This is a genomic window from Streptomyces tibetensis (assembly GCF_007655005.1).
Lineage (GTDB): Bacteria > Actinomycetota > Actinomycetes > Streptomycetales > Streptomycetaceae > Streptomyces > Streptomyces tibetensis.
The window spans coordinates 21,053-45,746 of record NZ_SZVW01000006.1; the positions used below are offsets into that span (position 1 = coordinate 21,053).

General features: G+C 69.4%; 20 protein-coding genes and 1 pseudogene. 17 read left to right on the forward strand and 4 right to left on the reverse strand.

Annotated elements, in window-relative coordinates; genetic code table 11:
- Nucleotides 1-11: 11 nt before the first annotated feature.
- Nucleotides 12-2,435: a transglycosylase domain-containing protein gene (locus tag FDO69_RS11620; protein WP_104779700.1), complete on the reverse strand. Its 2,424-nt coding sequence runs from the start codon at nucleotides 2,433-2,435 to the stop codon at nucleotides 12-14.
- A gap of 478 nt (nucleotides 2,436-2,913) precedes the next feature.
- Here FDO69_RS11620 and FDO69_RS11625 point away from each other — a divergent pair, with 478 nt between their 5' ends.
- From FDO69_RS11625 to FDO69_RS11640, 4 genes are read left to right on the forward strand one after another with little or no spacing between them, the layout of a single operon-like run.
- Nucleotides 2,914-3,714, forward strand: a complete 801-nt coding sequence (locus FDO69_RS11625; protein ID WP_104779701.1) for an ABC transporter permease — start codon at nucleotides 2,914-2,916, stop codon at nucleotides 3,712-3,714.
- Nucleotides 3,707-4,528, forward strand: coding sequence for an ABC transporter permease (locus FDO69_RS11630; protein WP_104779702.1), 822 nt, complete (start codon nucleotides 3,707-3,709; stop codon nucleotides 4,526-4,528). Before FDO69_RS11625 ends, FDO69_RS11630 begins: the two co-directional genes overlap by 8 nt.
- Nucleotides 4,529-4,574: 46 nt before the next feature.
- Nucleotides 4,575-5,558: an ABC transporter ATP-binding protein gene (locus FDO69_RS11635; RefSeq protein WP_104780006.1), complete on the forward strand. Its 984-nt coding sequence runs from the start codon at nucleotides 4,575-4,577 to the stop codon at nucleotides 5,556-5,558.
- Nucleotides 5,559-5,591: 33 nt separating this feature from the next.
- Complete coding sequence (locus tag FDO69_RS11640; protein ID WP_104779703.1) at nucleotides 5,592-6,317, forward strand: DUF1707 SHOCT-like domain-containing protein; 726 nt, start codon at nucleotides 5,592-5,594, stop codon at nucleotides 6,315-6,317.
- 118 nt (nucleotides 6,318-6,435) lie between these two features.
- Here FDO69_RS11640 and FDO69_RS11645 read toward each other — a convergent pair whose 3' ends face one another.
- On the reverse strand, nucleotides 6,436-7,770 hold the full coding sequence (locus FDO69_RS11645; protein WP_104779704.1) for an SGNH/GDSL hydrolase family protein: 1,335 nt from the start codon (nucleotides 7,768-7,770) through the stop codon (nucleotides 6,436-6,438).
- Nucleotides 7,771-7,935: 165 nt separating this feature from the next.
- On the opposite strand from FDO69_RS11645, the gene FDO69_RS11650 reads away from it, so the two are divergent.
- The 6 genes from FDO69_RS11650 to FDO69_RS43015 all read left to right on the forward strand — a co-directional run bounded on the left by FDO69_RS11650 (nucleotide 7,936) and on the right by FDO69_RS43015 (nucleotide 14,569).
- Nucleotides 7,936-9,309 carry a DUF445 domain-containing protein gene (locus FDO69_RS11650; protein WP_104779705.1) on the forward strand — a complete coding sequence of 458 codons (1,374 nt, stop codon included), beginning with the start codon at nucleotides 7,936-7,938 and terminating at the stop codon, nucleotides 9,307-9,309.
- A 70-nt stretch (nucleotides 9,310-9,379) separates the two neighbouring features.
- Complete coding sequence (locus tag FDO69_RS11655; RefSeq protein WP_104779706.1) at nucleotides 9,380-10,888, forward strand: MFS transporter; 1,509 nt, start codon at nucleotides 9,380-9,382, stop codon at nucleotides 10,886-10,888.
- Between the two features lie 270 nt (nucleotides 10,889-11,158).
- Nucleotides 11,159-13,261: a CHAT domain-containing protein gene (locus tag FDO69_RS11660; protein ID WP_104779707.1), complete on the forward strand. Its 2,103-nt coding sequence runs from the start codon at nucleotides 11,159-11,161 to the stop codon at nucleotides 13,259-13,261.
- Complete coding sequence (locus FDO69_RS11665) at nucleotides 13,258-13,689, forward strand: hypothetical protein (RefSeq protein ID WP_104779708.1); 432 nt, start codon at nucleotides 13,258-13,260, stop codon at nucleotides 13,687-13,689. The genes FDO69_RS11660 and FDO69_RS11665 overlap by 4 nt, the downstream gene beginning before the upstream one ends.
- 29 nt (nucleotides 13,690-13,718) lie before the next feature.
- A complete protein-coding gene (locus FDO69_RS11670) occupies nucleotides 13,719-14,144 on the forward strand; it encodes a CD225/dispanin family protein (protein WP_104779709.1) in 426 nt (141 codons plus the stop codon).
- A 113-nt stretch (nucleotides 14,145-14,257) separates the two neighbouring features.
- Nucleotides 14,258-14,569, forward strand: coding sequence for a DUF2752 domain-containing protein (locus tag FDO69_RS43015; RefSeq protein ID WP_199838283.1), 312 nt, complete (start codon nucleotides 14,258-14,260; stop codon nucleotides 14,567-14,569).
- A gap of 66 nt (nucleotides 14,570-14,635) precedes the next feature.
- On the opposite strand, the pseudogene FDO69_RS11680 reads toward FDO69_RS43015, so the two are convergent.
- Both FDO69_RS11680 and FDO69_RS11685 read right to left on the reverse strand, forming a co-directional pair.
- A pseudogene (locus tag FDO69_RS11680) lies at nucleotides 14,636-15,655 on the reverse strand (alginate lyase family protein); the annotation flags it as partial.
- A gap of 367 nt (nucleotides 15,656-16,022) precedes the next feature.
- Complete coding sequence (locus FDO69_RS11685; RefSeq protein WP_104779710.1) at nucleotides 16,023-16,325, reverse strand: hypothetical protein; 303 nt, start codon at nucleotides 16,323-16,325, stop codon at nucleotides 16,023-16,025.
- Between the two features lie 171 nt (nucleotides 16,326-16,496).
- On the opposite strand from FDO69_RS11685, the gene FDO69_RS11690 reads away from it, so the two are divergent.
- The 7 genes from FDO69_RS11690 (at nucleotide 16,497) to FDO69_RS11720 (ending at nucleotide 24,639) form a co-directional block, all read left to right on the forward strand.
- Nucleotides 16,497-16,925 (forward strand): Hsp20/alpha crystallin family protein, encoded by a 429-nt coding sequence (locus tag FDO69_RS11690; RefSeq protein WP_104779711.1) that lies wholly within the window; start codon nucleotides 16,497-16,499, stop codon nucleotides 16,923-16,925.
- A 172-nt stretch (nucleotides 16,926-17,097) separates the two neighbouring features.
- Nucleotides 17,098-17,559, forward strand: coding sequence for a DUF2267 domain-containing protein (locus FDO69_RS11695; RefSeq protein WP_104779712.1), 462 nt, complete (start codon nucleotides 17,098-17,100; stop codon nucleotides 17,557-17,559).
- A gap of 98 nt (nucleotides 17,560-17,657) precedes the next feature.
- Nucleotides 17,658-18,464 (forward strand): alpha/beta fold hydrolase, encoded by an 807-nt coding sequence (locus FDO69_RS11700; RefSeq protein ID WP_234387905.1) that lies wholly within the window; start codon nucleotides 17,658-17,660, stop codon nucleotides 18,462-18,464.
- A gap of 267 nt (nucleotides 18,465-18,731) precedes the next feature.
- Entirely contained in the window at nucleotides 18,732-20,018 is a 1,287-nt protein-coding gene (locus tag FDO69_RS11705) for an ABC transporter substrate-binding protein (RefSeq protein WP_104779714.1), read from the forward strand.
- Nucleotides 20,019-20,024: 6 nt separating this feature from the next.
- Nucleotides 20,025-20,996 (forward strand): carbohydrate ABC transporter permease, encoded by a 972-nt coding sequence (locus FDO69_RS11710; RefSeq protein WP_104779715.1) that lies wholly within the window; start codon nucleotides 20,025-20,027, stop codon nucleotides 20,994-20,996.
- The gene (locus FDO69_RS11715; RefSeq protein ID WP_104779716.1) at nucleotides 20,996-21,913 is read left to right on the forward strand and encodes a carbohydrate ABC transporter permease; all 918 of its coding nucleotides are present in this window, start codon (nucleotides 20,996-20,998) and stop codon (nucleotides 21,911-21,913) included. Before FDO69_RS11710 ends, FDO69_RS11715 begins: the two co-directional genes overlap by 1 nt.
- The gene (locus FDO69_RS11720; protein ID WP_234387906.1) at nucleotides 21,910-24,639 is read left to right on the forward strand and encodes a beta-galactosidase; all 2,730 of its coding nucleotides are present in this window, start codon (nucleotides 21,910-21,912) and stop codon (nucleotides 24,637-24,639) included. Before FDO69_RS11715 ends, FDO69_RS11720 begins: the two co-directional genes overlap by 4 nt.
- Nucleotides 24,640-24,694 lie beyond the last annotated feature (55 nt).

Consider the following 24,694-nt stretch of genomic DNA (forward strand, 5'->3'; position numbering starts at 1 on the left):
CCGTCGGACCGCTACTCGCGGCGTGCGCCCTGGGGGACCACGCCCCAGCCGGGCCCGGTCGGGCCGCCCGTCGCGCCGCCGTCGGTCGCGTCGCCGCCACCGCCCTCCGTCGTGCCGCCGTCGGTCGTGCCGCCGTCGGTCGTGCCGCCGTCGGTCGTCCCTCCGTCGGTCGTGCCGCCGTCCGCCGTGCCGCCGCCGGTGGGGGACTCGCCGCCGGTGCCGCCGTCGGTGGTGCCGCCGTCGGTCTGGCCCTCGGTCTGCCCCTCGGGGGCGCTGGGGCTCTCCTCGGGCTCCTGGGTGCCGGTTTCCTCGCCGCCGGTGGTCGTGCCGCCGTCGGTGGTGGCGCCGGCGCTCGGGTCGGCCGGGGCCTCGCTGCTGGGGGCCTGCGAGACGTCGGCGCCGGGCTGGAGCCTGAGGTCGAACTCCTTGGCGGGCTTGCCCTTGAGGGCGTCCTGGGTGTACTGCGTCCAGATCTCGGCGGGGGCGCCGCCGCCGTTGATGCGGGGCAGGCCCATGGCGCGGTACAGCGACTTGTGGGCGGCGGTGACCGGGTCCTGGCCCATGACGGAGACGACGGTGGCGAGGTCGGGGGTGTAGCCCGCGAACCAGGCCGCCGTGTCCTCCTCGGCGGTGCCGGTCTTGCCGGCGACGGGGCGGCCCGCGGCCTGCGCGGCGGAGGCGGTGCCGTTCTGGACGACGCTCTGCAGCATGGAGGTGGTGGTGTCGGCGGCCTCGCGGCTGACGGCCTGCCGGGTGCGCCGCTCGGGCAGGTCGATCGGCCTGCCCTCCTTGGTGACCTTGTCGACGATCGTGTACGTGCCGTGCCGGCCGTGGTTGGCGAGGGTGGCGTAGGCCTCGGCCATGTCGAGCACGCTGGCGGTGGCGGTGCCGAGCGCGATGGCGGGGCCGTCGGCGAGGTCGGGGGTGGTCTCGGGCACGCCGAGGTCGATCGCGGTCTGCTTGACCTTGGCGGGGCCGACGTCGGCGGCCATCTGCGCGTACACCGAGTTCACGGAGCTGTCGGTGGCCTCGGTGACGGTGATGTCGCCGTAGGAGTGCTGGTCCTCGTTCTCGGGGGCGTAGGGGTCGCCGGTCCAGCCGCGGACGGGGCGCTTGTTGGTGCCGTCGTAGATGGTGTTCGGGGTGATGACGCGGCCGTCCTGGGTTTCGGAGTGGTTCTCGACGGCCGAGGTGAACACGAAGGGCTTGAAGGTGGAGCCGACCTGGAAGTCCCTGCGGGTGGCGTTGGGGGTGTACTGCTTGACGTAGTCGATGCCGTTGTACATCGCCACGACCTTGCCGGTCTTGGGGTCGACGGAGGCGCCGCCGGCGCGGACGTAGGTGTCGACCTTGTTCTTCTTGTCGAGCTTGGACATCAGCTTGTCGTTGACGGCCTTCACGAACGCGTCCTGCTTGCCCTTCTGCAGGGTCGTCGTGATCCGGTAGCCGCCGGCGTCCAGCTTGCTCTCTTCGATGATCTTGTTCTGGACCAGGTAGTCCTTGACGATCCGGACGATGTAGCCGCGCTGGCCGGACATGCCGGTGGAGAGGGTGGACTCCTTCGGCACGGGGAACTTCATGCCGGTCCGTTCCGACGCGCTGAGCCAGCCCTTCTTGACCATGCCGTCCAGGACGTAGTTCCAGCGGGACTCGGCGGCCCCCCGGTTCTCGGGGTGGGCGACGACGTCGTACTGGCTGGGCGCGTTGACGAGCGCGGCGAGGTAGGCGGCGCGGGCCGGGTCGAGGTCCTTGGCGTCCTTGCCGTAGTAGGCCTGGGCGGCGGCCTGGACGCCGTAGGCGTTGCGGCCGAAGTAGCTGGTGTTGAGGTACCCCTCGAGGATGTGGTCCTTGCTCACCTCGCGGTCCAGCTTGATCGCGATGAAGAACTCCTTGGCCTTGCGCGTGACGGTCTGGTCCTGGCGCAGGTAGTAGTTCTTCACGTACTGCTGGGTGATCGTGGAGCCGGACTGCTTGCCCTTGCCGAGGGCGGTGTTCCAGGCGGCGCGGACCATGGCCTTGGGGTCGACGGCGGACTCGGTGTAGAAGTCGCGGTCCTCGGCGGCCAGGATGGCGTGCTGGGCGTCCTTGGAGATCTGGGGGAGGGTGACGTTCTCCCGGTTGACCTCGCCGTCGCGGGCGATCACGGAGCCGTCCGCGTAGAGGTAGACGTTGGCCTGCTTGGTGGCGAGCGCGTTGGCCGGTGGGATCTGCACCAGCGAGTAGCCCAGGAAGAATCCGCCGATCAGCAGCAGCACGACGATGATGAAGCCGCCGAGCGTCATGCGCCAGGTCGGGATGAGCCGGCGCCAGCCGGTCCGCTTCGGCTTCCCGGCCGCCGTGGCCTCGGGCGTGCCCGGGGCGCCGTCGGCGTGCGCCTGCGGCTCTCTCGGTGCCCAGCCCGGATTCGGCTGCTGCGGCTGAGGCTCGTCACTCATGTCGTGCACGGACTCCTGTTTCGCGTCGTACGTCGTTCCGTACGTCTCTGCTCGCTCTTGTGCCCCTGTGATGAAGACTGTCCCATCCGTTGATCAGTTCCCTGATCGAGGGCCGGGCTGTGAGCCGTGTGGTGAGGCGGGCCGTGTGCGGACGGGTGCGCGGGCGGGCACAGGGTGAAACGCGCTGCTCCGCGCTCCTGCCCGAATCGTGATCTCGCCTGCGCGACGTTCGCCCGAAGGGGGACCCGACCGTGGATCGCGACGGCTCCCGCGCTCCGCCCGGCCGGCACCGCCGTCACGCTGCTCGCCCTGGCCACGGGCGCCTCGGCCCGCGCGGACGCAACGGATCGTACCGTCTGGGCCGGTGCGCACTCGCCCCGCGGCGCTCCCGTCGCTCCCCGAAAATGCGTGGCACGCCCGTTCGCGGGAGGACTAGGCTCCTGCGCTTCGGTGCCGGGCGGCGAGGAGGGCTGTGGATGTGGGCTCGGGACGGTTGTACGCGGCCGTCGCGGCGGGGGGTTTCAGGCGGTACGCGACGTATCGGGCGGCGACGGTGGCCGGGGTGTTCACCAACACGGTCTTCGGCGTCATCCTCGTCTACACGTATCTGGCGCTGTGGGACGAGAAGCCGCACCTCGGGGGGTACGACCAGGCGCAGGCCGTGACCTATGTCTGGCTGGGGCAGTGCCTCTACGCGACGCTGGCGATCCAGGGCGGGGGTGCCGAGAAGGACCTGATGGATCGCATTCGCACCGGTGAGATCGCCGTCGACCTGTACCGGCCGGCCGATCTTCAACTGTGGTGGCTGGCGGGGGACATGGGGCGGGCGATGTTCCAGATGCTGGGGCGGGGCGTGGTCCCGTTCCTGTTCGGTGCGCTCTTCTTCCCGATGGCGCTGCCGACGACGCTCACCCCCTGGGCGGCCTTCGTGGTCACGCTGCTGCTGGCGACGGTCGTGAGCTTCGCGATCCGCTATCTGGCGGCGCTGAGCGTGTTCTGGCTGCTGGACGGCATGGGTGTCAACCAGGTGCTGGTGATCACGGGGATCTTCTTCTCGGGCATGGTGCTGCCGCTGAACGCCTTCCCGGGTGTGTTCGGCGAGGTGGTGCGGGTGCTGCCGTGGGCGGCGCAGATCCAGATGCCGGCGGACGTGCTGATGGGGGAGACGGACCCGCTGCGGGCGTTCGCCTTCCAGGCGGCGTGGGCCGTGGCGCTGCTGGCGGCGGGGCGGCTGCTGCAGTCGGCCGCGACGCGGCGGGTGGTGGTGCAGGGTGGCTGAGCGCGGTGTCCTGCTGGAGGGTGTGCGGGCCTACCGGCTGATCGCCGGGATGTGGGTGCGCTCCAGCATGGCCTACCGGACCTCCTTCGTCGTCACGGTGTTCGGCAACCTGACGGTGACCGCCCTGGACTTCGTCGGGATCCTGCTGATGTTCTCGCAGGTCGACTCGCTGGGCGGCTGGTCGCTGCCCGAGGTGGCCCTCCTCTACGGGCTGTCGGCGACGTCGTTCGGGATCGCCGATCTGGTGCTCGGTTCGATGGACGTCCTGGGTGCCCGGATGCGCGACGGCTCGTTCGACACGCTGTTGGTGCGTCCGGTGCCGGTGCTGGCCCAGGTCGGCGCCGACCGGTTCGCGCTGCGGCGGCTGGGCCGGATCACCCAGGGCACGGTGGTGCTGGGCTGGGCGCTGGTGTCGGTGGACGTCGACTGGAGCGTGTTGAAGGTGCTTCTGGTGCCGGTGATGGTGGTCAGCGGCGCGGCGATCTTCTCGGCGGTGTTCGTGGCGGGCGCGGCCTTCCAGATCTACGCGCAGGACGCCGCCGAGGTGCAGAACGCCTTCACCTACGGCGGGACGACGCTGTTGCAGTACCCGCCGTCGGTGTTCGGCAAGGACCTGGTGCGGGGCGTGACCTTCATGCTGCCGCTGGCCTTCGTCAACTGGGTGCCCGCCGTCTATGTGCTGGGGCGGCCGTACCCGGTCGGGCTGCCCGGGTGGGCGGCGTTCGCCTCGCCGCCGGTGGCGGTGGCGTGCTGTGTGCTGGCCGGGCTGGCGTGGCGGACGGGGCTTCGTTCGTACCGGAGTACAGGGAGTTGAGTTGACCGGGTCGGAAAGCGGGTTCGTCGAACCGGAGAGCGGGTTGATGGAACCGGAGAGCGGGTTCATCGAACTCGACGGTGTCGAGAAGGTCTTCGAGGTGCGCAAGAAGACCGGCTTCATGAAGCGGGAGCGGCGGCAGGTGCGGGCCGTCGACTCGATCTCCTTCCGTGTGGAACGCGGCGAGATGGTCGGTTACATCGGCCCGAACGGTGCCGGCAAGTCCACCACGATCAAGATGCTGACCGGTATCCTCACGCCCAGCGCGGGCCGGCTGCGGGTGGCCGGCATCGACCCCTCCCGGGAGCGGAGGCGCCTCGCGCACCGTATCGGCGTGGTGTTCGGGCAGCGTACGACGCTGTGGTGGGACCTGCCGCTGCTGGACTCCTACCGGCTGATGCACCGCATGTACCGGATCCCGGACGCCCGTTACCGGGCGAACCTCGACCGTCTGGTCGAACTCCTCGACCTGGGCGACCTGCTGGATGTGCCGGTGCGTCAACTCTCCCTCGGGCAGCGGATGCGCGGCGACATCGCGGCGGCGCTGCTGCACGACCCGGAGGTGCTGTACCTGGACGAGCCGACCATCGGTCTTGACGTCGTCTCCAAGTCGAAGGTGCGGGAGTTCCTGCGGGAGGTGAACGCCGAGCGCGGTACGACGGTGCTGCTGACCACGCACGACCTGCAGGACATCGAGCAGTTGTGCAAGCGGGTGATGGTCATCGACCACGGGCGCCTGATGTACGACGGTCCGCTTGCCGGGTTGCACGAGGCGGGGGAGAGCGAGCGGGTCCTGGTGGTGGACCTGGAGCGGGAACTTCCGCCGATCGAGGCGCCTGCGCCGGCTCGGGTCGTGCGCGTGGACGGTCCGCGGCAGTGGCTGGCGTTCCCGGCGGGGGAGTCGGCGGCGCCGCTCGTGGCGCGGATCGCTGCCGAGTACCCGCTGGTGGACCTGTCGGTGCGGGAGCCGGACATCGAGGCGGTGATCGCGAAGATGTACGCGGAGCAGACCGAGCGGGCGATCTCATAGCCCCCGGCGGGGTGGACTCGTAGTCTGCTGTGTATGACCGACGACGCCGTCCCGGACCTTCGCGCCTCCGACGCCGACCGTGAACAGGTCGCCGAGATTTTGCGGGACGCCCTCGCGGAGGGGCGCCTCGACATGGAGGAGTTCGAGGAGCGGCTGGACGCGACGTACAGGGCGCGCACCTACGGGGAGTTGGCGCCGATCACCCGGGACCTGCCGGCCGCGGGTGTCGCGGTGCCGTCGGTGTCCCTGACGAAAGGACCGGCCGCCGGGCCGGACTGGTCCGGCCGGATCGTCGGCGGCGAGGGGTCCTCCTCCTGGGCCGTCGCCGTGATGTCCGGCTTCCAGCGCAAGGGGCGCTGGACGATGCCCCGCCGGTTCACCTGCCTCGCCTTCTGGGGCGGCGGGGAGATCGACCTGCGCGAGGCGCACTTCGCGGACCGCGAGGTCGAGATCAACGCGATCGCGATCATGGGCGGGGTGGATGTGATCGTGCCGCCCGGGGTCGAGGTCGTCGTCCGCGGCATCGGCGTCATGGGCGGCTTCGACCACCGCGAGGAGGGCGTGCCGGGCGAGCCGGGCGCACCGAGGGTGATCGTGAGCGGGTTCGCGCTGTGGGGCGGCGTCGGGGTCCAGCGCAAACCGACCCGCGCGGAGAAGCTGCGGATCCGCGAGGAGCGCCGCCAGGAGAAGCTGGAGCGCAGGGCGGGGCGGCGGGAGCTGGACGAGCCGCCCCGTCACCACCGTCACGGCGGACACTGAGCCCCGGCGGCCGGATGGCCGCCGCCGGCGGGCGCGTGAGTGCTGCCCCGGCAGCGGTGTGCCCGCCGTCTGTGGCAGACGACGGGCACGGGACGGGACGGGACGGTGCGGGGCCGGATCACAGCTCCGCCGGTGCCGACCCCTTCAGCGTCTGCAGGTCGAAGGACTCCGCCATCCGCGCGTACCCCTTGTCGCTGGGGTGCAGATGGTCGCCCGAGTCGTAGTCGGGCCGCAGCCGCCGCGGGTCGTACGGGTCACGCAGCGCCTGGTCGAAGTCGGCCACGGCGTCGTACACCCGCCCGGCGCGGATCTGCGCGTTGATCGTCTGGCGGACCTGCTCACGCGCCTCGGTGTACCCGCGGTGTCCTTGGAACGGCATCAGCGTCGCCCCGATCACCTTCACGCCGCGCGCGTGGGCCTGTCCCACCATCGTGCGCAGCCCGGTCAGGATCGCGTTCGGGTCGGCCAGGCGCGGGTTGCGCAGGATGTCGTTGACGCCGAGGTCGATGACGACGACCTTGACGTTCGTCCGCTCCAGCACGTCCCGCCCGAAGCGGTTGAGGCCGCTGGGGTTGTCCGCGGGGCGGCCCAGGCCGTCGGCGAGGACCTGGTTGCCGCTGATGCCCTGGTTGACGACGCTGTAGCGGGGCAGGTCCCGGCCGGCCGCGATCTCCGCGCGTAGCCGGTCGGAGAGCGCGTCGGTCCAGCGGCTGTTGGTGTCCGGCGTGGAGGTGATGCCGTCCGTGAGGGAGTCGCCGAGGACGACGATCGTGCCGTCGGACTCGTTGCTCAGCACGTCCAGCGCCGTCAGATACCGCCAGGACCCGATCCGCTCGGTGTACGGCGTGCCCGTGGCGTCCTGCGCGTGGTCGCCCTGGGCGACGTAGGAGATCTGCCGGGCGTGCCGGTGGTAGGTCACCGGGCCGGAGCTGGTGGGCGTGTAGGTGGTGATCAGGACGTCGGAGTCGTGCGGGACGACCACCCGTACGGCGTCGCTCATGACCTGCCGGCCGGGCGGGATGACGACCGCGGGGCCGCCGCCGAAGGTCAGCTGGCGCATGGTGTCCGCGAGTGCCGCCGCCGTACCGCTGCCGGCGGAGACGGCGATCGTCGCCCGCGTGATGCTCAGCGGCGACTGGCCGTAGAGATTGGACAGCGTCACGCGGGCACTCGTACCGCCGACACTGGTGTGGACGACGTTGCGGACCGAACGGTCCGCCATGCCCGTGGCCTCCGTGCCGGGTTCGGCGGCGGAGGGGGACGCGGACCAGGTGCCGACCCAGGTGCCGGTGGAGGCGGGTGCGGCGGAGTTGTGATTGACGCGGCCGTCGCCGATGGCGTTCCGGTTGCGCGTGCCGTCGTCGGACCCCACGCCGACGTATATGGCGGTGGAAAGGGCCACGATCGCTGCGACGACCAGGGCCAGGAGGGCGTAACCACGTCCTCGGGTCATGCTGTTCAGTTCTCCTCGGGCGATGGGAGCCCAAGGCTCCGATCTGATGTGCCCATGATGCGGCATGGGCCGGGGGAAGCTCACAGCACCCCGTGGCAATTACCCCCTTCCGACAGACGCCGGGAACTCCTGTTCCGTTCCAGGAGTCGGTCAGGAAGGGACAATGTGTGCGGGATCACCGAGCGGGTGGAGCGGATGGAACGGACGAAAGCAGCAGAAAAGGGTGCCGGTGTCGGAGGGCAGCATGCCCGCCCCGGCGTCGCGGTGAACCGTGCGATGGCGACGTTCAGCCCTGCGGACGAGGAGAAACAGCGCGGCGTACGCCGTATGAAGCTCACCGCCACCGGGCTCCTGGTGTTCGTGGCGCTGGTCTACGTCCTGTCGACCTGGGGGCACAACTCCGGCGCGGGGACCTGGGCGGCCTATGTCGCCGCCGCCTCCGAGGCGGGCATGGTCGGCGCGCTCGCGGACTGGTTCGCCGTCACCGCCCTCTTCCGGCACCCCCTCGGCATCCCCATCCCGCACACCGCGATCATCCCCACCAAGAAGGACCAGCTGGGCGTCTCCCTGGGCGAGTTCGTCGGTGAGAACTTCCTCTCCGAGGACGTCGTACGGCAGCGGCTGCGCGCCGTCGGCATCGGCAGCCGCCTCGGCGCCTGGCTCGCCGTCCCCGAACATGCCGACCGGGTCACCGCCGAGCTGTCCACCGCCCTGCGCGGCGCCCTGACGGTCCTGCGCGACTCCGACGTCCAGGCAGTCGTCGGCGAGGCCATCACGCGCCGTGCGAACGCCCAGGAGATCGGGCCCGGCATCGGCAAGATGCTGGACAAGGTCGTCGCCGACGGCGGCCACAAACGGGTCGTCGACCTCGTCGTCACCCGTGCGCACGACTGGCTGGTGCTGCATCGCGACGAGGTGATGGACGCCGTGGAGGGCGGCGCCCCGGGCTGGACGCCGAAGTTCGTCGACCGCAAGGTCGGCGAGCGTGTCTACCGGGAACTGCTGCGCTTCGCCACCGAGATGCGCGACATGCCCGGCCACCCGGCGCGCAGCGCCCTGGACCGCTTCCTCACGGACTTCGCGACCGACCTCCAGTCCGACACCGACACCCGCGCCCGCGTCGAGCGGCTCAAGGGCGAGGTGCTGGGCCGTGGCGAGGTCCAGGACCTCATCGCCAGCGCCTGGACGGCCGTACGATCCATGATCGTCTCGGCGGCCGAGGACGAGCGCAGCGAGTTGCGGCTGCGCGTACGGGCGTCCCTGCTGTCGCTGGGTTCGCGGATGGCGGGCGAGCGCAAGGTGCAGGACAAGGTCGACCAGTGGGTGGAGGACGCGGCCGTCTACGTCGTCACCACCTACCGCACGGAGATCACCTCTCTGATCACCGACACCGTGGCGAGCTGGGACGCCGAGCACACCACGAAGAAGATCGAGGCGAACATCGGTCGCGACCTGCAGTTCATCCGCATCAACGGCACGGTCGTCGGCTCCCTGGCCGGCCTGCTCATCTACACGGTGTCGCACGCACTGGGCGCGTGAGGCTTAGGGCGTAAGAGAAGCCTGTCAGGGCACTCGATCCGGGTTCCGCTCGAAGAGGAGGAGGGGGCCCATGACCACCGCCCAGGCCGACACCGGCCACACCGTGACCACCGACATCCCCGCCCGCCTCGACCGTCTCCCGTGGTCGCGCTGGCACTGGACGATCGTCATCGGTCTCGGCACCGTGTGGATCCTCGACGGACTCGAAGTCACCGTCGTGGGCAACATCGCCAGCCGTCTGTCGGAGCCGGGCAGCGGCCTGCCCATCACCTCCGGCGAGGTCACCGGCATGGCAGCCGCCCTGTACGTGGCGGGCGCCTGCCTGGGCGCGTTGTTCTGGGGCCGCCTGACCGACAAATGGGGGCGTAAAAAGCTCTTCATGATCACCCTGGCGGTGTACCTGGCCGCCACGGCCCTCACCGCGATCTCCTTCGACACCTGGTGGTTCTTCCTCTTCCGGTTCCTGACCGGCTTCGGCATCGGCGGCGAGTACGCGGCCATCAACTCCGCGATCGACGAACTGATCCCCAAGGAGTACCGCGGCCGCACCGACCTGATGATCAACGGCAGCTTCTGGCTGGGTGCGGTCTTCGGCTCGCTGCTGTCGATCGTCGCGCTGGACACGGACATCTTCGCGGCGAACGTCGGCTGGCGCCTCACCTTCGCGCTCGGTGCGGTCCTCGCCCTGGTCATCCTCCTGGTCCGCCGGCACGTCCCCGAAAGCCCGCGCTGGCTGCTGATCCACGGCCGCGACGACGAAGCGGAACGCATCGTCTCCTCCATCGAACGAAAGATCGAGGAGGAGAGGGGCGAGCCGCTGCCCCGCGCCGAGGGCGAGATCACCATCCACCAGCGCCGCAGCGTCTCCTTCGTGGAGATCGCCCGCACGGTCTTCTCCGACTACCGCAAGCGGGCCGTCCTCGGCTTCTCCCTGTTCATCGGCCAGGCCTTCCTCTACAACGCGATCACCTTCGGCTTCGGCGCGATCCTCACCAAGTTCTTCGACGTCCCGAGCGGCCACACCGGCTACTACTTCGCCGTCATCGCCATCGGCAACTTCGTCGGCCCGCTGCTCCTGGGCAAGCTCTTCGACACGGTCGGCCGCCGCATCATGATCTCCGGCACGTACATCCTGTCCGGCCTGCTCCTCTTCGGCACGGCCTGGCTCTTCGACCGGGGCTCCCTGAGCGCGACCACGATGACGGCCTGCTGGTGCGCGGTCCTGTTCTTCGCCTCGGCCGGCGCGTCCAGCGCCTACCTGACGGTCTCCGAGGTCTTCCCCATGGAGACCCGGGCGATGTCGATCGCGTTCTTCTACGCCCTCGGCACCGCGGCCGGCGGCATCAGCGGCCCGCTCCTCTTCTCCAAGCTCACGGAAACCGGCGTCGTCGGCGACACGGTCCTCGCCTTCTCGATCGGCGCGACCCTGATGTGCCTGGCCGGCCTGGTGGCAGCCCTCCTCGCGGTGAAGGCGGAACGCCGCTCCCTGGAGGACATCGCCAAGCCGCTGACGGCGGCGGACGGCGGCGCTGAGGGTGACGCCTCCGTCGGCTCGGAACCGAGGCGGGCGACGGGCTGAGGATGCCTCGGCCGAAGCCGTCCGGGCCCGCCGTGGGTTCGCCTGCCACAGCCTGGACGGCCATCGGCCCGGCACCGCATCGACCGGGCGCTGCCGGAGCTGCTGCCTGCCACTGAATTTCGTCCCGACCGCCCCGGCCGCGGCGCCGAACGGCGTCTCCCGGGCCGGTCCTCTTCCCCTTCCGGTCCACCTCACCACTTCAAGGATTCCGAGTGGACGTCACCAGGTAACGGGTGTGGACTGGATATCTGGGGTGGAGGTGGAAAAAGGATGAAAGGGCTACCGTTTCGACTCGAAATAATTGAAGGCGCTACCGAATGGATCGTTCGGTGTTCATCCGAGTGCGGCGAAGCGAGCATACGTGTAGCCCCTCCTTATTCCGAGAGTGAACTCAAAACTACGCTGGCGCGCGTGGAAACAGCGCTGACCAGGTCGTACAGCCCGGTGGTAACTCGCGGTACAGCTACACCCGAGAGGTCGGTTCGGGAATTCGGAAAACGCCTCACTGAGGTGGTCATCCGGGATGCTATATCCCTCCAGCTGGATCGGTGCATAAATCGCGCCAAAACGCAGGAGAGGCCGTTGCGCATATTGGTGCGCACGGACGGACCGCATGTGGGACGTATTCCTTGGGAATATCTCGTCGACCCCTCCCGTAAGGACTATCTGGCCCTTCGCGTGCCCGTCGTGCGCGACCTGCGCCTGATGGACCCCGTTCCGCCCCTGACGCTCACGCTTCCCCTCCGAGTGCTAGGAATATCGGCGCGTCCGAGCGACCTCCCCCCTCTGGAAGAGAAACGGGAACGTGACCGGATAGCGCATGCTCTGCAGCGGAACAGTTCCGACAACGTGGACGTTCACTGGCTCCCCGGGGATCGCTGGCAGGATCTCGCGCAGGCTTTGAGATCCGGCACGTGGCACGTCCTCCACTGCGTCTGCCATGGCGGCTTCGACGAGGATCTCAATGCGGGATACATACAGCTTTCGGGTGACGACGGTTCTGCAATGCGTCTCCACGCCGGCGACTTCGAGCGGCTCATCGCCCACAGTCCGCATCTGCGTCTCGTTGTTCTGAACGCTTGCGACTCCGCTGTGAGCGGAGACGAGGACGTCTTCACGAGTACCGCTGCCAGCCTCTTGCTCGCCGGAGTGCCGGCCGTGGTCGCGATGCAGTACGAAATCACCGACGAGGCCGCTCTCGTCTTCGCTTCTTCGTTCTACGAGGGGATTGCTGACGGGCTTCCAGTCGACCGGGCGGTCACGCGTGCCCGCGAAGAAGTCAAGATGCGCCAGGGCAGTCTGGAGTGGGCCACCCCCGTCCTTTTCCTCGCGTCCGATCAGACCCGGGTGTTCGCCTCGGTCGACGAGCCGCCGCAGCGCCCCACCACCCCGCCCTCACGGCAGGGCATCACGACAGATCCGATCACCCTGATCAAGCCGAAACTCGAGGAGCAGTCGCCCGAGAGGATCGGTGTACTCGCAGAGGCCGGGCCGTGTTCTCGCCTGGCGCTCGGGCCTGCGAATCTGCTTGCAGCGGCCTGCGAGGACGGCCTGATCCGGGTCTTCACGGCCACGGACGGGGAACTGGTTGCCCAATGCCAGCCCGTGCAGCGCGAAAATCCCGTTTCCCTGGCTTGGAGTCCCTGGCGACGGCACGTGGCCAGTCGGCATGAGGACGGCACGGTCGTGGTCTGGGACCTGCAAACCGAATCTGCGGTATGTGTCATCAGCCCTGGAGGGCAGAGCGACACCCTCGCTTTCAGTGCGGACGGCCGCTGGCTGGCGCTGACTGTGGGTAATCATCTGCATGTCTACGACGCGCGTGGAGCGCGAGTCCGCGACCTCCAAGCCTGGCCGGAGAAGAAGGGCGGAATGCTGCGCACGGGCGAGAAAGCGACACCGGGGCCCGTGACTTTCACACCGGGTGACCGGTACGTACTCGCAGCCTGCGGTGACAACTCGGTGCGACAGCTGAACGGGCACGGGCAATCCGTCATGACCTGGCCGCACCACCAACCCGTGCTCTCCCTTGCTTGTACGGAAGACCTCGTGGCTACCGGCTGCTTGGACGGGCAGGTGCGTTTCTGGTCCTGGCAGGGCCGGCTCGTCCGCCGAACAGGATATGGAAAACCCGCCCGGCATCTGGCGTTCTCCACCGACTTCCCGGTGCTCGCCGTCGCCGATGAAGAAGGCACCGTCACCTTCCGCGATGTGAACGGTGGGAGATCGTCCGTTGCGGCGAAGCTGATGGGTCAGCCCGCAGGAGTGGCGTTTCTCGCAAACGGCACGGGTTTCGTGACCGGCACACGCACCGGTGTGATCGAGCGCTGGGCGCTGCCCGACTGGATCGTGGACTTGGGAGGCGCATCATGACAGACCCGGAGGTTGAGATCTTCTGGCCTTCGTCCCTCCCGTCCGATCCGGCCACGGAGGCGCAGGGCCTGCTGGACGAGGCTGGAATCCACACCACCTGCATGTTGCGCCCGACACGGCGAGGGGCGGCCGACGTCGTGCTCGTGCTGGTCACCACAGCTGTCCTTGAACCGTTTCTCCGCACTCTGTTCCAGGGGCTGGCGGAGGAGGCTCACAGAGGGTTGAGGACGTTTGTCGACCGACTGCTGGCACGATCGTCGAAAAGCCAAAAGGCGCCGGAAGAACTGGTCATTCAAGCGTCCGAAGGCGGTCGCATCACGTTCACGACGAATCTTCCGGACCAGGCATATCAGCAGGCCGTCGACCTGGATGCCCGCGACGGACGGTGGGCCTGGGACGCGCAACGCGTCATGTGGGTCCCCGTCTGAACGAATAATCTGGAGGGAGACAACGGGCCATGGCAGACAATCGCGCATCGCAGTCATCCGACGACGGTTCATGGGGACCAGAGAGTCCTTGGCAGGAGTCGTCCACGTCGGCGCAAGGTCAGCAATCACAAATGCCGGAAGGGCACCAGTCGTTCGGCGAGCAGCCGTGGCAAGGCTCGTATCCAGGACAGAGAACGACTCCGCCCACCTACATGGTGGGGGCCATCCTCGTCACGCTCTTCTGCTTCTTCCCGACCGGGATCGCCGCCATAGTCTTCTCCTCGCAGGTCTCAGCCAAGACCACTGCGGGTGACATTGCAGGAGCTGCTGAAGCCTCACGGAAAGCCCGGCTCTGGATCATCGTCAGCCTGGCGGCCGGCGTGCTCGCCTGGATCATCTTGATGGTTGTCTCGCTGTCCACGTCCAGCACCACGGCCCTGATGCCGACACCGTGAATCCACTGAGTCCCCGGGCTCGTCCGGCGGGGTGGGCTCCGGCGCCGCGTCCCGTGCGCGACGCCTGGGCAGGTGCCGGGCTCTTTGCGACCTTGTGCGTCGTCACAGCCCTCGTGGACCCCACGCGTCCCGGTCGATTCCCCGCCTGTCCCTTCCGGGCCACCACGGGCTTCGACTGTCCAGGGTGCGGCAGCCTGCGCGCACTTCACGAGCTCGTTCACGGCCACCTGGCAGCCGCAGCGGACTACAACTTGCTCCTGGTCGCATTCCTGCCCTGCGCTGCGGCGGTGTGGCTCCGCGCCGTCACGGGCAGAGCCCGACCGAGGGTTCTTCCCAAGTGGAGTGCACCGGTGACGGTCATCATGCTCGTCGTCTGGGCCGTCATCCGCAATCTGCCCGTGCTCGGAGGAGTGCTGGGCGCTTGAACAGCACCGCGCGCGTGAGCCGGCCCGCGCAAGCACCCACCAGCGCTCCCCGCATGCGTTCCGGTGCTACCCGGCCTCGCGGCGCCCCCGATGCCGCCGCCGTAGCAGGAGCACCCCACCCGCAAGGGCGGTGACTCCCGCAGCGGCGGCCCACCCGACGACCTCTTCAGAACCCGTGGCAGCAAGGTCCCGCCCCGACGCCGGCGAGGGAGAAGCCGGGGCGGTGAAACCTGTATGAGGCCGGGCACCGGACTCCGAGGCGGACGAGTCAGGCGCAGGCGCAGGCGCCGGGGTCACCGGGCCCGTCACCTTGTCCCGGGTGAACGCGAGCGTCCCGAACCCCAGCTGGTCGAACCCACCGCTGTTGGGCCCGTAGTCCCCACCCCCGCCCTCGGGCGCGGCCTTGGCGGCCGCCCGCGTGACGTACGACGCCGGCAACCCCCGCCGCTTGGTGTAGTGGTTGGCGATCATCGCCCAGATGGGCCGCGTCATCCCCGGATCCGCACGGGCGGCGCGCGCCGCGGTCTCCGCTCCCGACCAGCCGCCGATCGCCCCCTCCTGCCGCGTGTTCGCCGTGTACGGCACATTCCCGCCCAGGCTCCACTTGGCCACGTACTGCGCGCCCTTGAGGAACCGGCTGTCGTCGTACCCGTACAGATCGATCCCCTGGTTCCACGCCATCTCGCACACCGTGCCCATCAGCCCGACCCCGAGCAGCGCATGCCCCTGGTCCCGCCCGGCCTCGACCCACTCGCCGAGCCCGTCCGCGTGGACGACGGGGATCGCGTGCCTGACCGACCCCATGCCGTCCCCGTGCTTGAAGTACTCCACGGCCCGCTCCACCACGGCCCGTTCGTCGCAGAAGATCCCGGTCGCGAGGACGCACGCGATGGCCGTCAGGTCCCAGTTGGGCCAGTAGTTGGTGAGGACGGCGTTGTTGTGACGGTTCAGGAAGTCGTCGCTGAGTGGATGGAAGACGTGCAGCATCAGCTCCCGCGCCCGCCCGAGGTCGAAGTCCCCGTGGTCCCGCACCAGTTCGGCGGCGTTCGCGAACTGGTAGCCGTACAACCCCGCCGCCAGGTCGCGTATCTGCGGGGGACGGTGAGGAGACGGCCGGGCGGTGAGGCGATAACAGAAACTGCGCTATAGTTGATCTGCGTCCAGTCGCCGGAACTCCGGTCACCGGACGATGCGTTGGTGGTCCAAGGAAAGACGCCCCACTTCCTGTGGGGAAATGCAGGTGCAAGGCCTGCCCGGCGCTCCAACGAGAACCCGGCCCTGGGATTCAGGGCCGGGTTCTTTGCTGTGTCGCTTCGCCGCGTCGGATCGCCGCGTGGGGTCGCTGTGTCGGCTCGCCGCGTCGGATGAGGTGAGCCGGTCGGCCGAACCGACTCAGCGAGGCCGGCCGGTCAGCCAAGCCGGCTCCCCGGGATCGCTTCCCGAGATCGGCCAGTCAGCCGCGCCGGTCCGCGACCGCCCACGACGCCAGCCCCACGGCCCCCGCCACGCCGAACACGGCAGGCCAGGCACCCACCTTCTTCGCCAGCGGATGAGACCCCGCGAAGGCGGCGACATACGCGGCCGACAACGCCCCCGCGGCCACCCCACCGGCCTGCTGCCGCCACTGCCGGGCGGCCGCCACGCCGGCCACGGCGAGCACGACCCCGCCGAGCGGCCGCTGCCGGGTCCAGCGGGCCACGCCGTACCCGCCCACGAGCCCGCTCGCGGCGACCACCGCACTGGGAACCTTCGCCATACCTGCCTCCTGCGTCATACACCCTGATCGGGATCTTGAGGCTAGCCCTCAGGCTCCGGAAACCCGAACCTGAGCCTGGGCTTGTCAAGTTTCCTCCTCCGAGCTATATAAGAAGACGCAGAACTCGTAGGGCATCGCACCCACTGCACCTGAAGAGAGGAGTGACCAGTGATGCTCATGCGCACGGACCCCTTCCGTGAACTCGACCGACTGACCCAGCAGGTCTTCGGCCCCGCCGCCGCCCGCCCGACGGCGATGGCGATGGACGCCTACCGCTCCGGGGACGACTTCTTCGTCCACTTCGACCTCCCCGGCATCGACCCCGAGACGATCGAGCTGGACGTCGAGCGCAACGTCCTGAACGTCCGAGCCGAGCGCAGGTCCCCCGCCCCCGACGGCGCGGAACCGCTCGTCGCCGAGCGCCCCACCGGCACCTTCACGCGCCAGCTGTTCCTCGGCGACACACTCGACACGGAGCGCATCGACGCCTCGTACGAGGCCGGCGTCCTGACCCTGCGCATCCCGGTGGCCGAGCAGGCCAAGCCGCGCCGCATCCAGATCTCGGGCGGCGACGACACACGCAGGCAGCTCAGCAGCTGACCTCACCGCACGCCCACAGGCAGGTCGCGCCGTCGGCCCGAGCCGGCGGCGCGACACCCGCACGCACGCCGGCCCGAGCCCGGCGGCGCGACACCCGCACGCACGCCGGCCCGAGCCCGGCGGCGCGACACCCGCACGCACCCCCGCACACACCCGGAGGAAAACCCCACACATGAGCACGACGACGGTGCCCCGTGTGACGACGAGACGCGCCCCTCAGGCCGCCGCCGCCGACGACGGCTGGTCCCAGCTGGCCGAAGCGGTCCGCGAGTCGGGCCTGTACCCCACCCGGGCGAAGGCGGAACAGGTCACCCGTACGGTCCTGGCCGCCCTCGGCACCCACGTCACCGGCGACGAACGGGTCGACCTGGCTCGGGCCCTGCCCGCGGAGGCCGCCAGGCTGATCGCTTCCCAGATCCCGGCCACACACCGCCTCACGGCCGCACGGTTCGTCGACGAGGTCGCCTCACGCACTCCGGGAGCGACGCCCGCCACGGCCCGCTGGGACGTCAGCTCGGTCCTGGGCGCTCTGCCGCCCTTCATCGGCGACGACCTGGTCACCCGCATCCTGGCCCAACTCCCCACGGGCTACGCCCTCCTGTTCGGCCGAGCGGACCTGACACCGGTGTCGTAGGCTCCTGACGGGAGACGAGACGTACGACGGCCACCACTGCACACACAGGGGTGGCCGTCGACGCGGATGCCGGTCCAGCCGACGACAAGGGGGGCTCATTGACCCGCACGACGACGGGAACCCTCACCACCCCCGACGGCACCCGCATCGCCCACAGGGACCACCACCCGGCCGTCGAGCCCACGCCGACGACTCGGTTCCTGCTCCTGCACGGCCTGGCGGGCCACCAGGGCGAGTGGGACACCCTCGCCGCGCACCTGTCCGCCGACGGCCACCGCGTGGTGACGTACGACGCACGAGGTCACGGGGCCAGCACCCGCACACCGGCGACCACGACCCGCGAGGCCCACGTCCAGGACGCCACAGCCCTCGTCCGGCGACTGGACCTGGCCCCCGTAACCCTCCTCGGCCAATCCCTCGGCGGCCACACGGCGATGCTGCCGGCGGCGTCCCACCCCCACCTGGTGAAGTCCCTGATCCTGATCGAAGCGGGTCCCGCGGGCCCGGCCCCCGAACTCCCGGCTCAGATCGCGACCTGGCTGGACGGCTGGCCGACCCCGTTCAAGTCCCTGGAGGAGGCGGAATCCTTCCTCGGCCACGAGGCATGGACGAGGACGCTGGAGCAGCGAGCCGACGGCTGGCACCCCACATGGGACCGCACCACGATCATCGACACGATCGCCGAACTGGCCACCACCGCCTACTGGGACGAGTGGTCCCGCATCACCTGTCCCACGCTCCTCATTCAGGGCGAACAGGGCACGATGCGCCCCGACGAACCGTCCACGATGCTCGCCCACCGCCCGGACACGGTGACGGTGCGCATCCCCGGGGCGGCCCACGACGTCCACTTGGACCAGCCGACGCGCCTCCACGAGGCGATCGCCGCCTTCCTGCTCGGCTGAAGGACGCGCTCACCTCTGCGGCCGGCACCTCGGCCGATGTCCCGCCCGCGGCGGAACCGGCCGCTCCGTGCCCTGCCGGTTCACCTGCAACAACCTCGCCGATGCCCGCTTTTGTGCTGCATCGAGCTCCGGGTCACAACTGAACCCACACGAAACAAGGTCTTGTCGCTGACTTAAAACGATGGTTATTTTAACCGCCATTCGAAGTCCGGCCTGATCATCCGGGCGACCTCAAGGCGTGTGCATGTCTCAAGGAAGGGCAGTGCCATGACGCTTGACAGTGCGCGGTTTTCTCGTCGGGGTTTTCTGGGTCTGGGAGTCGCGGCGGGGGTCATCACGCTGACGGCGTGCGGGTCCGGTGCCGGTGCGAGCGACGCCCCGCTGGTGATGACGGTGTGGGGCGGCGACCCCGACCGCAAGACGTATCAGGCCCGCATCGACCTGCTGGTCAAGAAGCACCCGGACCTGAAGGTCAAGCTGCAGCTGATCCCGGGCGACGCCTACCCGCAGAAGGTGCAGACGATGATCGCCGGCGGCACCGGGCCGGACATCATGCAGGTCGCCGAGAGCGTCAACACGTACTCCAGCAAGGGCCAGTTGCTGCCCCTCGACGACCTCGCCAAGCAGGCGAAGCTCGACCCCGAGCAGCGGTTCGGTCCGGCGGGCTCGCTCTACACGTACCAGGACAAGCTGTATGCGATCCCGGACCGCTCCGGCGCGGTCACCGTGTTCTACAACAAGGACATGTTCGACAAGAAGGGCATCAAGGCCCCCACGGCGGACTGGACCTGGGACGACGCCCTCGACGCGTTCAAGGAGCTGACGGTCCCCGGCAAGGTGTGGGGATACAGCGGTGCCGAATGGTTTCCGCAGTGGTGGAGTCTCGCCTACCAGAACGGCGGCACCATCATCGACGCCCAGGGCCGGCCCGCGGTCGACAGCGACGAGGTGGTCGAGGCGCTCCAGTGGGCGGGCGACCTGGTCTTCAAGCACAAGGTGGTGCCGAGCAAGGCGGACTACGCCGACATGGGCCCCGACATCGGCGGCGACCAGGCGTTCCCCAACCAGAAGGTCGCCACCCACGCCAACGGCTTCTGGGTCATGTCCGGCCTGACGAAGGTGAAGTTCGGCTGGGACATCGCGCCCATGTGGCGCGGCAAGAAGCAGGCCGTGTCGGCGTTCGGCAGCGGACTGGCCATCTCCCGCACCTCCAAGCAGCGCGACAACGCCTTCAAGGCGATCGACTTCCTCACCTCCGCCGAGGCCCAGAAGGTGATCATCGCCTCCGGCCAGGACGTGCCGGCCGACCTGGAGGTGCAGAAGAGCCAGGCCTTCCTCAAGCCGTCGTGGATGAAGACGGACGTCGACATGGGCGTGTTCGCCGAGTCGAGCGCGTTCGTCTTCCGGGCGCCGTTCATCCCCGAGTGGAACCAGATGATCGACACGATCTCCAACGGCCTCGCCGACTTCTGGCTCGGCAAGGAGCGCAGCGCCAAGAAGGCGCTGACCGCCGTGCAGAAGGACCTCGAGTCCCTCATCAAGTCCGGGGCATGACCGGCTGTGGCAACCTCGACCGCCCCGAAGGCCGTCCCCACGGCCGCGGAGACGCCCCCCTCACCCAGGAAGCCCAAGCTCTCCAAGCGCCGGCGCCGTGAGGCGCTCTCCTTCTACCTGTTCATCTCGCCGTGGGTGATCGGCTTCCTGGTCTTCCTGCTCGGGCCGATGATCGCGTCGGTCTACTACTCCCTGACCGACTGGGACTCCTTCAACCCGCCGAAGTGGGTCGGCTTCCAGAACTACGTCACGGCCCTCACCGACGACCCGGTGTTCTGGAAGGCCCTGGGGAACACCTTCTACTACGCGGCGATCTCGGTCCCGCTGGGCCTGGTGCTCGGGCTCTGGCTGGCCAACCTGCTCAACAAGCAGGTCAGGGCCCGCAAGTTGTTCCGCACCCTGATCTACCTGCCGACGCTGATTCCGCTGGTCGCCACGGCGATGATCTTCCGGATGGTGCTCGCGCCGAACGGCCCGATCAACGACTTCCTCGGCCTGTTCGGACTCTCGGGCCCCAACTGGCTGCTCGACGGCCCCTGGGTCAAGCCCGCCCTGATCCTGATGTCGGCGTGGGGCGCGGGTGCCGCGACCGTGCTGCTGCTCGCCGCGATGAAGGGCATCCCGCGTGAGCTGTACGAGGCGGCCGAGGTCGACGGCGCGAGCGCGACGCGGCAGTTCTGGAGCATCACGCTGCCGCATCTGACGCCCATCATCTTCTTCAACCTGATCATGGGCCTGATCAACGCGTTCCAGATCTTCTCGCAGGTCTACATCCTCATCCCCAAGGGCAAGAACCCCGCCGGCTACGACGCGGCCCAGACCATGGTGCCGCTCCTGTTCGACCAGGCGTTCAGCTACTACCGCATGGGCTACGCCTCGGCGATCTCCTGGCTGCTGTTCCTGGTGATCCTGGTGTTCACGGTGATCGCCTTCCGCACCACCCGGCGCTGGGTGTTCTACGAGACCGAGGTGAAGTGATGGCGACCCTGGCGACCCCTGTCCGCAAGCGCGGACACGAGGACCGGCCCGCGAAGGAGCAGGCCCCCGCCGTACGGGCGTTCCGCGCGACGCCGTTCACCTACGGCACCCTGCTGATCGTCGCGGCGATCCTGACCACCCCGCTGGTCTTCGTCGGTTCGATCGCCCTGTCCAGCGACGCCACCGTGAACAACGGCGCGTTCACGATCATCCCGCGCGAGTTCCACTGGGACAATTTCGCCCGGGTCTTCAGCACCGAACTGCCGGTGGGCACCTTCCTGCTCAACTCGGTGCTCATCTCGCTGTTCTCGGTGGCGGGGCAGGTCCTCTCCAGCGGCCTGGTCGGCTACGCGTTCGCCCGCCTGCGGGCGCCGGGCAAGAACACGATGTTCCTCATCGTCATCGCCACGATGATGATCCCGACGCAGATCACGATGATCCCCCAGTTCATCCTGTTCCGGGACCTGGGCTGGGTGAACACCTTCCTGCCGCTGATCGTGCCGAACTTCTTCTCCAACGCCTTCAACGTCTTCCTGGTACGGCAGTTCGTCTCCCGGCTGCCCAGCGAGCTCGACGAGGCCGCCATGATGGACGGCCTGAGCTTCTTCGGCATCTACCGGCGGATCATGTTCCCCATGCTCAGGCCCGTCCTGATCGCCATCGGCATCTTCACGCTCACCCACACCTGGGGCGACTTCATGGGCCCCCTGATCTACCTCAACGACGAGTCGAAGATGCCGCTCGCCCTGGGCGTGCAGTACATCACCGCCACCTCGCAGGCGGGCCAGGCACCGCCCTGGAACCTGGTGATGGTCGGCTCGATCCTGCTCGCCCTGCCGATGATCCTCGTCTACTACCTCGGCCAGAAGTACCTGTACGAAATGGACATCAGCGGCGGAAGCGCGGGAGTCAAGTGAGCCACCCCACCACACACGGCCACACCACCACAGCCGGTCGCTCCACCACACTCGGCCACACCACCACAGTCGATCGCTCCACCACACCGCACCAGGGCATCGCGCTCGACGCCCGCGGCATCCGCTTCGAGGGCGGACCGCAACTCGTGCTGTGCGCGTCCCTGTTCTACTTCCGCCTGCCCCGGGAACAGTGGCGCGCCCGGCTCGCCCAGGTCAGGGCCTCCGGCTACACCTGTGTGGACGTCTACCTGCCGTGGAACTTCCACGAGACGGCCCCCGGCCGCTGGTCTTTCGAGGGCCGGCGGGACGTCGCCGCCTTCCTCGACCTCGCCCAGGAGGAGGGCCTGTACGTCATCGCGCGGCCCGGCCCCTACATCTGCTCCGAGTGGGACGGCGGCGCGCTGCCCGCCTGGCTGGGCCTGGATCCCCAGCTGAGGGTCCGCCAGCACGAGCCGCGCTTCCTCGACCGGGTCACCGCCTGGTTCGACCAGGCGCTCCCGCTCCTCGCCGAGCGCCAGTACCCGGCAGGCGGCCCCGTCATCATGGTGCAGTTGGAGAACGAGCTCGACTTCTTCGACTGCGAGGACCGGACCGGTTACCTCACCGCCCTGCGCGACCAGGCCGTCCGGCACGGCATCACCGTGCCGCTGATCGCCTGCTCCGGACAGGGCGACCTCACAGGTGCCACCGGCGACGTCCCCGGTGTCGTACCGGCGTGCAACTTCTACCCGGACGACGACTCCCCGCACATCGAACCCGAAGTACGGCGCTACGCCCAGCTGCTGGCGGAGCGCGGCCTGCCCCTGCTGATCACCGAGACCAACCGCCGCCACCGCACCCTGCGCCGGCTCCTGGCCAGCGGCGCCTCGCTGATCGCCCCCTACCTCCAGTCCTCCGGCTGGAACTTCGGATACACCCCGTCCGCGGGAAACTGGGGCAGGCCCGGCAACCTCATGAGCCACGGCTACGACTTCGGCGGCTACGTCTCCTCCACCGGCACCGAACGCCCCGAGTACGCCGAGGCCCAGATCCTCGCCCGTGTCATCGACACCCTGGGCCCGCGCCTGGCGCTGGCCACCCCGACCGTCCCGCCCACGCCGGTCACCACCGACTTCCCGACCAGCTCGTCACCGTCGGCCCTGCGACTCGACGGAGGCGGGCTGCTCCTCGCCGTACCGCATCTCGCGACTCGGGCGGGAACGGGGACGGAGGCCGGGGCGGGAACGGCGCTCGTGAACGGGGTGCCGGTCGCCGTCGCGGCGGACTCGTGCCCGTTGATGCTGGTGGACGTGCCCCTGGGGCCGTGGGGCCACGAAGGGGCGCTCACTCTGGCATCCGCGGACCTGGTGGCAGCGGGGGAGGGCGTCCTGGTGTTCGCCTCAGAGGTGCCGGTCACCGTCGTCGTCGGGGACACCCGAGTCGAGATACCGGCGCCGGAGGCCGGAACGCCGCAGCGGGCGACGGCCGCAGGGCTGACCCTCGTAGCGCTGGCCCCGGCAGACGCCGTACGCCTGCGCGCCACGGACCGCGACGGCACGGTACGTCTCGACACACCGGCACCCGCACGGCCCGCATCGGCACCCGTCGCGGTGCGGCGCGCGCGCCGACGAGTGGACACCACCGTCCCCGAGCGGGCGGCGGGCCGGCACGAGCTGCCGCCGACGCTGGAGTCGCTCGGCGTGTACCGGGGGCGCGGCACCTACCGGACCACGACACATCTCACGGACGTCGACGAGCTGCTGCTCGTCGGGGCGGCGGACATCGTCGACCTGTCGGTGGCCGGCCGGGCGCGCCCGACGATCGCCGACTTCGGGGCCACCCGACGGATCGACGTCCGCGAAGCGACCGGTTCCGTCGACGTCGAGGCCGTCGTGGAGATCTGGGGCCACGCGAACTTCGACGACGCACGCCTGCCGGCCCTCCGCCTCGGCGCGCTGCGCGGCCTCGGCACACTCTGGAAGCTCGGGGAGACGACGGACGTGTCGGCGCTGTGGGAGGTGCACGGCCACTGGGCGGGCCGCCCGGCACCCCTGCGCGAGCTCGGCGGCTGGAGCAGCACCCGCGTCGGCCTCCCCGTCACCTACACCCGCGAGATCCGGACGGCCACCGCGGCGGCTCTGCACCTCAAGGGGGTGGTCGAGCCGGTGCGGGTCACTGTGACCGACGGTGAGACGCACACCGTCGACACCGCCCCCGAGCCGCATGCCGTCCATAGCGTCCATAGCGTCCAAACCGTCCACGCCGAGGATCCGTGGGTCCTGTTGCCCGCGGGCACGCACCGCATCTCGGTCACGCTGCCGCACCACCCCAGCGGCGGCGGTCTCCGCGCCGAACTGCTCGCCTTGGACCCGGTGACGGACTGGACGTGCGCCGCGCAGGACGACGACCTGCTGACCGCCTTCGCCACCGAAGCCGCACCCGGGCAGGAGGTCCAGCTGCCGCTGGTCCTCACACCGGGGGAGGAGGCGTGGCTCGACGTCGACCTGCCCCCATCCCACGACGGCCTCCTCCTGCGCCCGGACGGCACACAGATCCGGGTGACCGGATGGGCAGGCGGGGAGTGCGTGGGCAGGGTGTGGGTCGGCGACCGGCCGGACTTCTCGGGCGGCGACGCGGATGTCCTGTGGATCCCACCGGGCTGGTCCGGGCTGACGCTGCTGGTGCGGGGCGCCGCGGGGCCGAAGGATTCGGAGGTTCGCGTGCTGCGGCTGGAGTCCTCCGACTGACCACCCGAGAACGCCAAATGGTTCGACAGGCCCCGGTTTCCCCACGCATCCTGCG